Annotated in this window: 12 protein-coding genes; 3 read left to right on the top strand and 9 right to left on the bottom strand. The window is 73.3% G+C overall.

Translation table 11 applies throughout. From position 1 onward, the window contains the following. Window positions 1-105: 105 nt before the first annotated feature. The 5 genes from paaE to paaA are packed head-to-tail and all read right to left on the bottom strand — an operon-like array spanning window position 106 to window position 4,028. Window positions 106-1,242 (bottom strand): 1,2-phenylacetyl-CoA epoxidase subunit PaaE, encoded by a 1,137-nt coding sequence (gene paaE / locus FGF04_RS31980; protein ID WP_149514864.1) that lies wholly within the window; start codon window positions 1,240-1,242, stop codon window positions 106-108. Next, a complete protein-coding gene (paaD, locus tag FGF04_RS31975; RefSeq protein WP_408055695.1) occupies window positions 1,242-1,754 on the bottom strand; it encodes a 1,2-phenylacetyl-CoA epoxidase subunit PaaD in 513 nt (170 codons plus the stop codon). Before paaD ends, paaE begins: the two co-directional genes overlap by 1 nt. Further along, complete coding sequence (gene paaC / locus FGF04_RS31970; RefSeq protein ID WP_149514862.1) at window positions 1,751-2,578, bottom strand: 1,2-phenylacetyl-CoA epoxidase subunit PaaC; 828 nt, start codon at window positions 2,576-2,578, stop codon at window positions 1,751-1,753. The genes paaD and paaC overlap by 4 nt, the downstream gene beginning before the upstream one ends. 11 nt (window positions 2,579-2,589) lie before the next feature. Next, a complete protein-coding gene (gene paaB / locus FGF04_RS31965) occupies window positions 2,590-2,955 on the bottom strand; it encodes a 1,2-phenylacetyl-CoA epoxidase subunit PaaB (protein ID WP_235882610.1) in 366 nt (121 codons plus the stop codon). Then, window positions 2,952-4,028 carry a 1,2-phenylacetyl-CoA epoxidase subunit PaaA gene (gene paaA, locus FGF04_RS31960; RefSeq protein WP_408055694.1) on the bottom strand — a complete coding sequence of 359 codons (1,077 nt, stop codon included), beginning with the start codon at window positions 4,026-4,028 and terminating at the stop codon, window positions 2,952-2,954. The genes paaB and paaA overlap by 4 nt, the downstream gene beginning before the upstream one ends. Before the next feature lie 346 nt (window positions 4,029-4,374). On the opposite strand from paaA, the gene FGF04_RS31955 reads away from it, so the two are divergent. From FGF04_RS31955 to FGF04_RS31945, 3 genes are all read left to right on the top strand, one after another. After that, the gene (locus FGF04_RS31955; RefSeq protein WP_149514860.1) at window positions 4,375-5,805 is read left to right on the top strand and encodes a family 2B encapsulin nanocompartment shell protein; all 1,431 of its coding nucleotides are present in this window, start codon (window positions 4,375-4,377) and stop codon (window positions 5,803-5,805) included. 68 nt (window positions 5,806-5,873) lie between these two features. After that, complete coding sequence (locus FGF04_RS31950) at window positions 5,874-6,950, top strand: family 2 encapsulin nanocompartment cargo protein terpene cyclase (protein WP_223146423.1); 1,077 nt, start codon at window positions 5,874-5,876, stop codon at window positions 6,948-6,950. Window positions 6,951-7,006: 56 nt separating this feature from the next. After that, window positions 7,007-7,960 (top strand): geranyl diphosphate 2-C-methyltransferase, encoded by a 954-nt coding sequence (locus FGF04_RS31945; protein ID WP_408055693.1) that lies wholly within the window; start codon window positions 7,007-7,009, stop codon window positions 7,958-7,960. A gap of 217 nt (window positions 7,961-8,177) precedes the next feature. Here the strand turns inward: FGF04_RS31945 and FGF04_RS31940 are convergent, their stop codons facing one another. From FGF04_RS31940 to FGF04_RS31925, 4 genes are read right to left on the bottom strand one after another with little or no spacing between them, the layout of a single operon-like run. Beyond that, window positions 8,178-9,308 carry an XdhC family protein gene (locus tag FGF04_RS31940; RefSeq protein ID WP_149514859.1) on the bottom strand — a complete coding sequence of 377 codons (1,131 nt, stop codon included), beginning with the start codon at window positions 9,306-9,308 and terminating at the stop codon, window positions 8,178-8,180. Further along, the gene (locus FGF04_RS31935) at window positions 9,301-11,442 is read right to left on the bottom strand and encodes a xanthine dehydrogenase family protein molybdopterin-binding subunit (protein WP_149514858.1); all 2,142 of its coding nucleotides are present in this window, start codon (window positions 11,440-11,442) and stop codon (window positions 9,301-9,303) included. Before FGF04_RS31935 ends, FGF04_RS31940 begins: the two co-directional genes overlap by 8 nt. Further along, window positions 11,439-12,431 carry an FAD binding domain-containing protein gene (locus tag FGF04_RS31930; protein ID WP_149514857.1) on the bottom strand — a complete coding sequence of 331 codons (993 nt, stop codon included), beginning with the start codon at window positions 12,429-12,431 and terminating at the stop codon, window positions 11,439-11,441. The genes FGF04_RS31935 and FGF04_RS31930 overlap by 4 nt, the downstream gene beginning before the upstream one ends. Further along, window positions 12,428-13,045 (bottom strand): 2Fe-2S iron-sulfur cluster-binding protein, encoded by a 618-nt coding sequence (locus FGF04_RS31925; RefSeq protein WP_149514856.1) that lies wholly within the window; start codon window positions 13,043-13,045, stop codon window positions 12,428-12,430. The genes FGF04_RS31930 and FGF04_RS31925 overlap by 4 nt, the downstream gene beginning before the upstream one ends. Window positions 13,046-13,151 lie beyond the last annotated feature (106 nt).

Genomic DNA, 13,151 nt, shown 5'->3' with positions numbered 1-13,151 from the left:
GACCTAAGCTTGTAGCCGGGCTGGATCTATGACCTCATAAGGCGGATTTATGAGTCGCCTCGGGGGCCGTCCCGATGGACGGCCCCCGAGCCGGTCCTTCGCCCTTCAGCTGTCGTAGTCCACGGTCAGGGCCTCGGAGACCGGGAAGGACTGGCAGGTCAGGACGTATCCCTCGGCCACCTCCGCGTCCTCCAAGGCGAAGTTGCGGCGCATGTCGGCCTTGCCGTCGGTGACCAGGGCCCGGCAGGTGCCGCAGACACCGCCCTTGCAGGCGAAGGGCAGGTCGGGGCGGGTGCGCTGGGCGCCCTCCAGGATGCTCAGGTCCCTGGCCAGGGCGGACGTGGTGGAGCGGCCGTCGAGGGTGACGGTGACCTGACTGACGGGCCCGTCCGCGGCCGCCTCCTCGTGACGCACCTCCCGTACGGGCTCGTCGTCGGCATGGAACAGCTCCCGGTGGACGCGGTCGCCGGGCACGCCGAGGCCCGCCAGGACCCGCTGGGCGTCGAGGACCATGCCCTGCGGTCCGCACAGCCACCAGTGGTCCGCCGTCCGCACGTCGACCAGGGAGTCGACGAGCGCCGCGAGCCGCTCCGCGTCGATGCGGCCGGAGAGCACCTCGGCCTCGCGGGGCTCGCGGGACAGCACGTGGGCGAGCTGGAACCGGGCCGGGTACAGGTCCTTGAGGTCCGCCAGTTCGTCGGCGAACATCACGGTGTCCGTGCGCCGGTTGCCGTAGAACAGGGTGACCGCCGAGCGCGGGTCCGCGGCCAGGACCGACTCCGCGATGGAGAGCATCGGCGTCACGCCGGAGCCGGCCGCGACCAGCACGTGGTGGCCGGGCGCGGTGAGGTCGGGGGTGAACGCGCCGGTGGGCGCCATCACCTCGACCGTGTCGCCGGGGCGCACCTCGCGCACCAGCCACGCCGAGAACAGACCGCCCGGCACCACCCGCACCCCGATGCGCGGCGCCGCGCCGGCCGGGGAGCAGATCGAGTACGAGCGCCGCTCGTCCCGTCCGTCGACCACGCGCCGCAGCGTCAGCGACTGCCCGGGCGCGAAGGCGAACTCCGCCGCCAGCTCCGCGGGGATCTCGAAGCTCACGGCCGCCGCGTCCTCGCASAGCCGCTGCACGGCGGCGACGCGCAGGGCGTGGAAGGCAGGACGGCGGCGCACGCGCGCGGGCACCGGCGCGGAGGCGGACGCCCCCGCCGTCGCCGCCGGCTCTTCCCTCAGGCCTTCCATCAGATCTCCTTGACGTACTCGAACGGCTCGCGGCAGGCGCGGCAGCGGTACAGCGCCTTGCAGGACGTGGCGGCGAAGCGGGAGGTCTCCTCGGTGTCCGCCGCACCGCAGCGCGGGCAGGCCACCGTGCGCCGGGCGGGCATCAGGACGAGGGGCACCGGGCCCGCCGCGCGCCGGGGCGCGGCCCCCGGCGGCGCGATGCCGTGCTCGGTGAGCTTGCGGCGGCCCTGCGGGGTGATCCAGTCGCTGGTCCACGGCGGGTCCAGGACCGTACGGATCTCCACGCGCGCGTACCCCGCGCCGCGCAGCCGCGCCGCCACGTCCGCGCGCATCTCGGCCATCGCGGGGCAGCCCGAGTAGGTCGGCGTCAGCCGCGCCACCACGGTGCCGTCGGCGGTCATCTCGACCCCGCGCAGCACACCGAGGTCGGCCAGCGTGAGCATGGGCAGCTCGGGGTCCGGCACCTGCTCCGCGATCCGCCAGGCACGCTGTACGTCCTGCACGGCGGTCACCACGTCGCCCCCGGGTGCGCCCTGGCCACGCCCTGCAGCTCGGCGAGGAGCGGCGCGAGGTGCTCGGTGTGCTCCCCGGCGCGGCCGGAGCCGGGCAGCGGGCGGTACACCGGCATGGGCAGCCCGGCCGCCTCCGTGACCTGCCGCAGGACGGCGGCCACCTCGTCGCGCGCGTCGTACGCCGTGAACAGCTCGCCGAAGTAGGGCGCCACCTGCTCGACCGCCCGGCGGGTGCGGCGGTGCGACTCCGGTGTGCCGTCGCCGAGGCGCACGACCCACTCGGCCGCGTACTGCCGGTGGTACGTCAGCTCCTTGACGCCCTTCGCCGCGACGGCCGCGAGGACCGGGTCGGGGTGCGAGGACAGCTCCCCGAAGTGCGCGAGCCGCCAGCTGGACAGCACCAGCAGCCGCACGAGCGAGAACGCGAAGTCCCCGTTCGGCAGTTCGGCCAGGCGGACGTTCCGGAACTCCGCCGGATCGCGGAAGTAGGCGTACGCGTCCTCGTCGCGGCCGGTGCCGTCGGTGCGGCCTGCGCGCGCGTAGAGCAGGCGGGCCTGGCCGAGGAGGTCGAGGCCGATGTTGGCGAGCGCGACCTCCTCCTCCAGCTCCGGGGCGCGCGTGGTCCACTCGGCGAGCCGCTGGGCGCTCACCAGGGCGTCGTCGGCGAGGGCCACGCACTGCGCGGCCAGCCGGCCGGTGTCGACGCCCTCGGGCACGGTGGTGTCCACGCCGTGCAGCGGGTCCTCGAAGCCGGTGCCGTACGCCCAGCGGGTGTCGTCCTCGTGCCCCTCGGCGAGGGACAGGTAGACATGGTCGTCGCTCATGCCCTGCTCCTCTAGATGTGCGGGACGTCGTCGGGGATGTCGTAGAAGGTCGGGTGGCGGTAGACCTTGTCGGCGCTCGGCGCGAAGAAGGGGTCCTTCTCGTCGCGCGTGGAGGCGGCGATGTGCTCCGAGCGCACCACCCAGATCGAGACGCCCTCGTTGCGGCGGGTGTAGAGGTCGCGCGCATGGGTGAGCGCCATCGTGTCGTCAGCGGCGTGCAGGGAGCCCACGTGGACGTGGTTCAGTCCGCGCTTGCCGCGTACGAAGACCTCGTACAGCGGCCAGTCGCGCTTCGGGGCGCCTTCGGTGCTGCGAGTGCCATCGGTGCCGTGGGTGCCATCGGTGCCGGTGCCTCGGGTGCCGTGGGTGTCGCTCATGCCACCGCTCCTTCCTGTGCGCGGGCGCGCCGCTCCTGCTTGGCCGCGTGGGCCGTGGCCGCCTCCCGCACCCAGGCGCCCTCCTCGTGGGCGGACCTGCGGCGCTCCGTGCGCTCGGCGTTGCACGGCCCGTCGCCGCCGATGACCCGCTTGAGCTCGGACCAGTCGGGGGTGCCGAAGTCGTGCCGGCCGCGCTCCGCGTTCCAGCGCAGGTCCGGGTCGGGGAGGGTGACACCGAGCTTCTCGGCCTGCGGGACGGTCATGTCCACGAACCGCTGCCGCAGTTCGTCGTTGCTGTGCCGCTTGATCTTCCAGGCCATGGAGGCGGCCGAGTTGGGCGAGTCCCCGTCGGGCGGGCCGAACATCATGAGCGAGGGCCACCACCAGCGGTCCACCGCATCCTGGACCATGGCACGCTGCGCCCCGGTGCCGCGCATCATCGTCATCAGCAGCTCGTAGCCCTGCCGCTGGTGGAACGACTCCTCCTTGCAGATGCGCACCATCGCGCGCGCGTAGGGCCCGTACGAACTGCGGCACAGCGGCACCTGGTTGCAGATCGCCGCGCCGTCGACGAACCAGCCGATCACGCCGACGTCGGCGAACGTCGGGGTCGGGTAGTTGAAGATCGACGAGTACTTCTGGCGCCCCTCGATCAGGCGCTCGGTCAGGTCGGCGCGGTCGGCGCCCAGCGTCTCGGCGGCCGAGTACAGGTACAGCCCGTGGCCAGCCTCGTCCTGGACCTTCGCGAACAGGATGGCCTTGCGGCGCAGGGACGGGGCGCGGGTGATCCACTCGCCCTCGGGCTGCATGCCGATGATCTCCGAGTGCGCATGCTGCGCGATCTGCCGCACGAGCGTCCTGCGGTAGCCGTCGGGCATCCAGTCGCGGGGCTCGACGCGCTGGTCCCGCGCGATCGTCGCGTCGAAGTGCTCCTGCAACGCCTGCTCCGGGAGGGGCGCCCCGGATGCTGCCGGTGCCCCGGACGTTCCGTGCGCTCCGGATGTTCCGGGCGCTCCGGATGTCCCGGACACCTCAGGTGCCTCGGGCGTCTCGGCCGAGTGCGTCGTGGTCATCGATACCCGCTTCCCTACCGACCATTCGTTCGGTGTCAGTGTGCCGCCTTTCCGGCGGCCGGGCAAGACCGGTCCTCACCCGGACGGGGCGAACATCGACCGGCCCGTCTCGCACACCCCGATCCCAAACCGGACTCAAGGGTGAAACAGGTGCATAGGGGTGGTTACCCCGCGCGGGTGTGCGGGGCCGCCGCCGTTCCGCTTCCTGCGGTGGATCTTCACTCCCGAGGCGCGAACACGCCCCTTTCACGCGGTTCCCGGCCGCCACGGATGGCTGTTTGGCTTTACAGGCGCCCCGCATTGTCCAGGCGCCCCACCCGTACTCGGATCACGTCCCGGAGGACATGTGACCGTCCCGGAAAGCCCACCCGACAGCGCCGCCGCGCCCGGCGCCGGCGACGAGCAGCTCACCAGTCTCGGCACCCAGGCCGCGCGCCGGCTCGCCACCACCGCCAAGTCCGCCCCGCAGATGCAGGCCATCACCTCGCGGTGGCTGCTGAAGACGCTGCCGTGGGTGGACGTCAAGGGCGGCACCTACCGGGTGAACCGGCGGCTGCAGCTGCGGGTCGGCCGGGGCCGGGTGCAGTTCGACCACAACGGTGCGGACGACATCAAGGTCGTCCCCCAGACCCTCACCGAATTGCCCGCCCTGCGCGGCTACACCGACACGGCGGCGCTCGCCGAGCTCGCCTCGCGCTTCCGGGTGCGGGAGGTGCGCGCCGGCCAGCTCCTGTGCGACGAAGGTCAGCCCGTCACCGAGGCGTTCCTCGTCGTCCACGGCCGTTTCACCCGTTACACCAGCGGCGAGTACGGCGAGGAGCAGGTCACCGGGATCGTCACGGACGGCGCCGGTCTCGGCGACGAGGCCATCGGGGAGGAGGACCCGCGCTGGCGCAGCTCGGTGCGGGCCGAGACCGCGGGCGTGGTGCTGGCGCTCAACTGGGACACCCTGGAGCGGTTCGCGGCCCGCACGCCGTCCTTCTCCGCGCAGCTGGCCGCGTTCGCCGAGCGGCAGAGCAGGCCCGTGAACCGCAAGGGCGAGGCCGAGGTCCCGCTGCAGGCGGGCCACGTGGGCGAACCGGTCCTGCCCGGCGGTTTCGTCGACTACGACCTCGCTCCGCGCGAGTACGAACTGTCGCTCACCCAGACGGTCCTGCGCGTCCACACCCGGATCGCGGACCTCTACAACAGCCCGATGAACCAGACCGAGCAGCAACTGCGCCTGACCGTCGAGGAGATCCGCGAGCGCCAGGAGTGGGAGCTGGTCAACAACCGCGAGTTCGGCCTGCTGCACAACGTCGACCACGGCCAGCGCATCAGCACCTCTTCCGGTCCGCCGACACCGGACGACCTCGACGAACTGCTGTCGATGCGCCGCAAGACCCGCGTGTTCCTGGCCCACCCGAAGGTGATCGCGGCCTTCTTCCGGCAGTGCAACCGGCGCGGGCTCATGCCCGGCACGACCGACATCGAGGGACACCAGGTGCCCGCGTGGCGCGGGGTGCCTTTCCTGCCCTGCGGCAAGATCCCGATCGGCCCGCACCACACGAGCAGCGTCATCGCGCTGCGCACCGGCGAGGCCGACCAGGGCGTCGTCGGCCTGTACCAGACGGGCATCCCCGAGGAGTTCCAGCCCGGCCTGAATGTGCGGTTCATGGGCATCGACAGCACCGCGATCGTGAACTACCTGGTGACCGCCTACTACTCGCTGGCGATCCTCGTACCGGACGCGGCGGGGATCCTGGAGAACGTCCAGGTCGGGCGGACCGCCGAGTGAACGCGCCCACCGTGTCCGGCACGGCACCGCGACTACCCGAACCACCACGCCCGCCCGAGCCACTACGCCTGCCCGAGGCACCACGCCCGCCTGAGCCACCGCGCCCGGCTGAGCCACCGCGCCTGCCCGGGCCGCCGGGCCTCGCCGGTCTCGTCACCCGCCCCCCTAGCGGCGCGGTCCCGGGGCTGCGGTACCGGCCCGCCGTGCCCGCCGACCCGGCGAAGGCCGCGGAGATCGACGCCGGCCTCGAAGCCTGGGCCCGCTCGCTCGACCTGTTCCCGCAGAGCTGGACCGGGGACTTCGCCGGCTTCCAGTTCGGCCGGGCCGTCGTGCTCCAGCACCCCGGCGCGGTGGGCCTCGACCATCTGATGGCGGCCGGGAAGCTGCTGCTCGCGGAGAACGTCGTCGACGACTGCTACTGCGAGGAGGTCGAGGGCCGAGGGGGTTCCTCGCGCGGGCTGGGCGGACGGCTGATCATGGCCCAGTCGGCGCTCGACCCGTACCACGGCACCCCCGAGCTGGAGGAGGAGTGGCGCGGCGGCATGGAGGCGGACGGGCCGCTGCGCTCGTACCACCACGCCGTGCGCGACTACGGGGAGCTGGCCACGCCCAGCCAGACCGGCCGCCTCGTGCACGACCTGGCCCGGCTGCACCTCGGCTACCTCGCCGAGGCCGCCTGGTCCGAGACCCGGTACGTGCCGAAGGTCTGGGAGTACCTGGTCATGCGGCAGTTCAACAACTTCCGGCCCTGTCTGTCGATCGTCGACGCCGTGGACGGCTACGAGCTGCCCGAGCTCCTGTACGCCCGGCCCGAGATCCAGCGGATCACCGCGCTCGCCTGCAACGCGACCACGATCGTCAACGACCTGTACTCCTACACCAAGGAACTGGCGAAGGACCCCACCCACCTGAACCTGCCGCAGGTCGTCGCCGCCAACGAGCGGTGCGGGCTGAAGGCCGCCTACCTGGAGTCCGTCGAGATCCACAACAGGATCATGGAGGCCTTCGAGGAGGAGTCGGCAGCCCTGTCGGCCACCTCGCCCCTCGTCGCCCGCTACGCCGAGGGCCTGGCCGCGTGGGTGTCCGGCAACCACGAGTGGCACGCCACCAACACACACCGCTACCACCTGCCCAACTACTGGTGACGCGGCCCGACCCGCCTCGTCCCGTCCCATCGCCGACGCACCATGAGGAGCGCTCCTTGACCATCGCAGAAACCGGCACCGACACCGCCGCACAGCCCACGTCCGGGACCGGGACGGCACCGGTGCCGAGCCAGTCCACGCACCGGTCCACGTACCAGTCGACGTACCAGACCCGCGTCGCGGACTACTGGAACGCTGAGGAGAACCCGGTCAACCTGGAACTGGGCAGGATCGACGACCTCTACCACCACCACTACGGCATCGGGGCCGTCGACCCGTCCGTACTGGCCGAGGTCGCGGACGCGGGCCGCACGGGCGAGGTCCCGGCCGGGCACCGCGAGCGGGTCACCGCCGAGCTGCACCGGCTGGAGCAGGCCCAGGCCGAGCTCCTCGCCTCCCACCTCGGTGACCTCTCCCCCGCCGACCGGGTCTTCGACGCCGGCTGCGGGCGCGGCGGCGGCAGCGTGGTGGCCCACCTGCGCCACGGCTGCCACACCGACGGCGTGACGCTGTCCCGCAAGCAGGCCGACTTCGCCAACGAGCAGGCCCGCAAGCGGAACATCGACGACAAGGTGCGCTACCACCACCGGAACATGCTGGACACCGGCCTCGCCACGGGCGCGTACGCGGCCTCGTGGAACAACGAGTCCACCATGTACGTCGAGCTGGAGCTGCTCTTCGCCGAGCACGCGCGGCTGCTGCGCCGCGGCGGACGGTACGTGACGATCACGGGCTGCTACAACGACACCTACGGACGGGCCTCGCGCGAGGTGTCGCTGATCAACGCCCACTACATCTGCGACATCCACCCGCGCTCGGAGTACTTCCGCGCGATGGCCCGCAACCGGCTCGTCCCCGTCCACGTGCAGGACCTGACCGCGGACACGATCCCCTACTGGGAACTGCGCGAACAGGCCGCCCATCTGGTCACCGGCATCGAGAAGACGTTCCTCGACGCCTACCGCAACGGCAGCTTCCAGTACCTGCTGATCGTGGCCGACCGCGTCTGACGGACGGAACGGACGAAGCGGCGGCTCCTTCCCGGTGCGCGTGCGCCGTGGAGCCGCCGCTGCGGTCGTTCAGGGCCGTCGCTTGACCCCTGCCGGGGGGTGCCGGGTACGTGCGGGCCGGTGGGGGCTTGTCGCGCCCGCGCGGCGGAGCCGCATATCGGTACGGCCCCGCGCCCCTGACGGGCCGCCGGGACCGGCAGCCCCCACCGGTCCGATGTCAGGCGGCTTCTGCCGCCTCCCGGTGGATCGGGGTGTCCGAGTCCGTCAGGGGGACCCCCGTGCCGCCCCGGCGGGACGCGACGATCTCCGCCGCGATGGACAGGGCCGTCTCCTCCGGGGMGCGGGCGCCGAGGTCCAGGCCGATCGGCGACCTGAGGCGGGACAGCTCCGCCTGGGTCAGGCCGGCTTCGCGCAGGCGCCGGTCGCGGTCCGCGTGGGTGCGGCGCGAGCCCATCGCCCCGACGAACGCGACCGGCATCCGCAGGGCCTGCTCCAGCAGCGGGATGTCGAACTTGGCGTCGTGGGTGAGCACGCACAGGACCGTGCGCCCGTCGGTCTCCGTACCCCGCAGATAGCGGTGCGGCCAGTCGACGACCAGGTCGTCCGCCTCGGGGAAGCGCGCCTTCGTGGCGAAGACGGGCCGGGCGTCGCACACCGTCACGTGGTACCCGAGGAACTTGCCCGCCCGCACCAGCGCCGCCGCGAAGTCGATGGCGCCGAACACGATCATGCGCGGCGGCGGCACGTTCGACTCGACGAGCAGGGTGAGCCCGCCGGGACAGTGCGTACCGTCCTCGGAGAGGTCGAGGGTGCCGGTGCGGCCGGCGTCCAGCAGCGCCCTGGCCTCGGCCGCCGCCGTCCGGTCCAGCTCCGGGGCGCCGCTGTCGTACGAGCCCTCGTACGAGCCGTCGGGGTGCACCAGCAGGGCCTTGCCCAGGAGGTCCGCCGGGCCGCGGACGACCCGGGCCAGGGCCCTGGGTTCGCCCGCGGCGGCGGCCGACAGGGCCGCCCGGAACACCTCGCGGACCGGCGCGTCCGCGCCGACCGGGGTGACCATGATGTCCAGCACCCCGCCGCAGGTCAGCCCGACCGCGAAGGCGTCCTCGTCGCTGTAGCCGAACCGCTCCACGACACTCGTGCCGTCCTCCAGGGCCTGGAGGCACAGGTCGTAGACCGCCCCCTCCACGCAGCCGCCGGAGACCGAGCCGATCACCGTGCCCGCGCTGTCGACGGCGAGCGCGGCGCCCGGGCCGCGCGGCGCGCTGCCGCCGACGGACACGACGGTGGCGACGGCGAACGCGCGGCCCTCCTCGGTCCAGCGCGCCAGCTCGTCGGCGATGTCAAGCATGGGCGTCCGCCCGGATGACGCGGTCGGGCCGGATGGGCAGCTGCCGGTGGCGTACGCCGGTCGCGTGCCAGACGGCGTTGGCGATCGCCGCGGCGGCGCCCACGATGCCGATCTCGCCGATGCCCTTGATGCCGACCGGGTCGTCCGGGTCCGGGTCGTCGACCCAGTCCGCCTCGACGAGCGGCACGTCGGCGTTGGAGGCGACGTGGTAGCCCGCGAGGTCGGCGCCGTAGAGGGCGCCCGTGTTCCGGTCGCGCACCGCCTCCTCGTGCAGGGCCATGGAGATGCCCCAGATCATCCCGCCGGTGAACTGGCCTCGGGCCGTGAGCGGGTTGACGATCTTGCCGGCGGCGAAGATGCCGAGCATCCGGCGCACCCGGACCTCTCCGGTGGCCACGTCCACGGCGACCTCGGCGAACTGCGCCCCGAAGGAGTGCCGTTCCTTCTGCGCGAGGGCGCCGACGGCCGCGGTGGTGTCCGACCGCACGGTGATGCCCTCCGGCGGGATGCCGTCGCTCAGGGCCATCCGCTCCCGCAGTTCCTCGGCGGCGGCCGTGACCGCCCAGGCCCACGACCGGGTACCCATCGAGCCGCCGGCGATCATCGCCGGTCCGAAGTCGCTGTCGCCGATCCGCACGCGCACCCGGTCGGTCGGCACCTGGAGCGCGTCGGCGGCGACCAGGGTGAGCGCGGTCCGGGCGCCGGTCCCGATGTCGGCGGCGTTGATCCGTACGGTGAAGGTGCCGTCGGCCTCGGCCGTCGCGGCGGCCGTGGACGGCGCGGCCCCCGCGAAGAAGGAGGCCGCCGCCGTCCCGGTGCCGAGCAGCCAGCGGCCCTCCCGGCGCAGCCCGGGACGCGGGTCGCGGTCGGCCCAGCCGAACCGGCGGGCGCCCTCGCGGAAGCAGGCGGTCAGGTTGCGGCTGCTGAACGGCAGCCCCGAGACCGGGCCGACCTCGGGCTCGTTGCGCACGCGCAGCTCGATCGGGTCGATGCCGCTCTTCTCGGCGAGCTCGTCGAGCGCCGACTCCAGCGCGAACGATCCGGGCGCCTCGCCGGGGGCGCGCATGAACGTCGGGCTCGGCACGTCGAGCCGTACGACCCGGTTGGCGGTGTGGTGGGCGGGGGCGTCGTACATCACCCGCGCCGGACCCGCGCCCGACTCGATGAACTCGTGGACGGTCGAGGTCAGGCTCAGGCAGCTGTGCTCCAGCGCGAGCAGCCGTCCCGCGGCGTCGACGCCCAGCCGCACCCGCTGGGTCGTGGGACTGCGGTAGCCGGCGAGCGAGAACATCTGACGGCGGGTCATGGCGACGCGGACGGGGCGCGACAGGACGGTAGCGGCCATCACCGCGGCCACCTGGTGGGCGCGCACGCCCTTGCTGCCGAAGCCGCCGCCGACGTGCTCGGAGCGCACGTGCACCGAGGCCGGGTCGAGCGAGAAGAGACTCGCGAGTTCGGCCGCGACCCAGATGGTGCCCTGGTTGGAGTCCACGACCTCCAGCCGGCCGCCGTCCCAGTGGGCCGTCGCCGCGTGGGGCTCCATCGGGTTGTGGTGCTCCTCCGGCGTGGAGTACTCGGCGTCCAGGACGAAGGAGGACGCGGCCAGTTGAGCCTCCAGGTCGCCCTTGCCCGTCACGCCCGGTCCGGCGGGGCCGGGCATGGAGTACGCGTCGGCGTGCCCCGCGGAGAAGGCGACGTCGTGCGGCTCCTCCTCGTAGTGGACGACCAGCGCCTCGGCGGCCTCCCTGGCCTGCTCGGAGGTCTCGGCGACGACCAGCGCCACCGGCCAGCCCGCGTGGGGCACCCGGTCGTGCTGGAAGACGGCGACGGTCGGGTCCGGCCGCATGCCGAGCATCCCGACGTAGTCGATGTCGACGCGCGGGGCGTTGCCGTGGTGCAGGACGGCGAGGACGCCCGGCATGGCGAGGACCGGGGCGTCCTCGACGGAGCTGATGCGGCCGCGGGTGACCGTCGACAGCACCAGCCAGCCGTAGGCCAGTTCGGTGAAGGGGATCTCGGCCGCGTAGCGGGCCGCGCCGGTGACCTTGTCGCGGCCCTCCACACGGCTGTGCGCGGTGCCGACGGCCCGCACGGCCGTGCCGCCGGTCGTGGTGCCGGTCGTGGTGGTGGTCATCGGGCGGCCTCCTCGGCGAGCTCGCTCAGTACGGCGACGACGAGGTTGCGCATCAGTGTCACCTTGTATCCGTTGTGCGGCAGCGGCTCGGCAGCCGCGAGTTCGGCGTCGGCGGCCGCGGCGAAGGCGGCGGCGTCGACCGGTCCGCCGGTCAGGGCCGCTTCGGCCGCGCGGGCCCGCCAGGGCCGGGACGCGACCGCCCCGAAGGCGAGGCGCACCTCGTGCACCACGCCGTCCCGGACGTCGAGGGCGGCGGCGATCGAGCCGATCGCGAAGGCGTACGAGGCCCGCTCGCGCACCTTGCGGTAGCGGGAGACGGCGCCGGCCGGGGCGGGCGGCAGGGTGACGCCGGTGATCAGCGCGCCCGGCGGCAGGGCGGTCTCCAGGTGCGGGGTGTCGCCCACCGGCAGGTAGAGGTCGGTCAGGGGCAGCTCGCCCGGTCCGTCCGTCGTCTCGTAGGAGACGACGGCGTCGAAGGCCGCCAGCGCGACGCCCAGGTCGGAGGGGTGGGTCGCCACGCAGTGGTCGGAGGCGCCCAGGATCGCGTGGTTGTGGTGCTCGCCCTCGATGGCGGGGCAGCCGCTGCCGGGCACGCGCTTGTTGCAGGGCTTGGACACGTCGGCGAAGTAGCCGCAGCGGGTGCGCTGCAGGAGGTTCCCGCCGACGGTGGCCATGTTGCGCAGCTGGCCGGAGGCGCCGGCCAGGACCGCCTGGGTGAGGGCCGGGTAGCGGCGGCGCACGTCGGGGTGGGCCGCGAGGTCGCTGTTGGTGACGGTCGCGCCGATGTGCAGGCCGCCGTCCTCGGTGGACTCGATCCGGTCCAGCGGCAGTTCGCGCACGTCGACGAGGCGGGCGGGCCGTTCGACGCCGGTCTTCATCAGGTCGACGAGGTTGGTGCCGCCGCCCAGGAACCGGGCGTCGGGGTCGGCGTCGAGCAGGGCGAGGGCGCCGGAGACGTCGGCGGCGCGCTCGTATCCGAATTCCTTCATGCCGCCGCTCCCTCGTGCTCGGTGCCCTGCGCGGCCGGTGCGCCCTGGGTGTCCGGTGCATCCTGGGCGGCTCGCGCGTCGGCCTCGGCCGCGCGGGCGACCGCCTGCACGATCGACACGTAGGCGCCGCAGCGGCACAGGTTGCCGCTCATCCGCTCGCGGATCTCCTCGGCGGTCAGGGGCGGTGGCCCCGCTTCGGGGCGTACGTCGTCGGTGGCGGCGCTCGGCCAGCCGGCCGCGTGCTCCTCGATGACCGCGACGGCGGAACAGATCTGGCCGGGCGTGCAGTAGCCGCACTGGTAGCCGTCGAGGTCGAGGAACGCCTGCTGCACGGGGTGCAGCCGGTCGCCCTCGGCGACGCCCTCGATGGTGGTGATCTCCCGGCCCTCGGCCGCCACCGCCAGCTGCAGGCAGGCGACGGCCCGGCGTTTGTCGAGCAGGACCGTACAGGCCCCGCACTGCCCCTGGTCGCAGCCCTTCTTGGTGCCGGTCATGTCGAGGCGCTCGCGCAGGGCGTCGAGCAGGGTGGTGCGGTGGTCGACGGTCAGCGTGTGCTTCTCGCCGTTGATGTTCAGGGTGACGGCGCTGTACGTCGACGGGGGCGCTGTGGCCATGATTCAGCCTTCTTTCGCGTTCCCGGACCGCCGCGCGAGGACGGTCCGGCAGGCAGGAGGGGCGGAAGACGCAAAGACGTGCGGGAGAGGGGGCGGAGGCGGGTCG

Source organism: Streptomyces apricus, from assembly GCF_008369065.1.
GTDB classification, from domain to species: Bacteria; Actinomycetota; Actinomycetes; order Streptomycetales; family Streptomycetaceae; genus Streptomyces; species Streptomyces apricus.
The sequence above is the reverse complement of the archived record's forward strand: the minus strand, read 5'-3'. Positions and strand labels throughout refer to the sequence as shown.

Excerpts from the sequence above, each read along its gene's own strand:
- paaA (WP_408055694.1), bottom strand. The coding sequence starts at position 4,028 with ATGACCACGACGCACTCGGCCGAGACGCCCGAGGCACCTGAGGTGTCC.
- paaB (WP_235882610.1), bottom strand. The coding sequence starts at position 2,955 with ATGAGCGACACCCACGGCACCCGAGGCACCGGCACCGATGGCACCCAC.
- FGF04_RS31925 (WP_149514856.1), bottom strand. The coding sequence starts at position 13,045 with ATGGCCACAGCGCCCCCGTCGACGTACAGCGCCGTCACCCTGAACATC.
- paaC (WP_149514862.1), bottom strand. The coding sequence starts at position 2,578 with ATGAGCGACGACCATGTCTACCTGTCCCTCGCCGAGGGGCACGAGGAC.
- FGF04_RS31935 (WP_149514858.1), bottom strand. The coding sequence starts at position 11,442 with ATGACCACCACCACGACCGGCACCACGACCGGCGGCACGGCCGTGCGG.
- FGF04_RS31930 (WP_149514857.1), bottom strand. The coding sequence starts at position 12,431 with ATGAAGGAATTCGGATACGAGCGCGCCGCCGACGTCTCCGGCGCCCTC.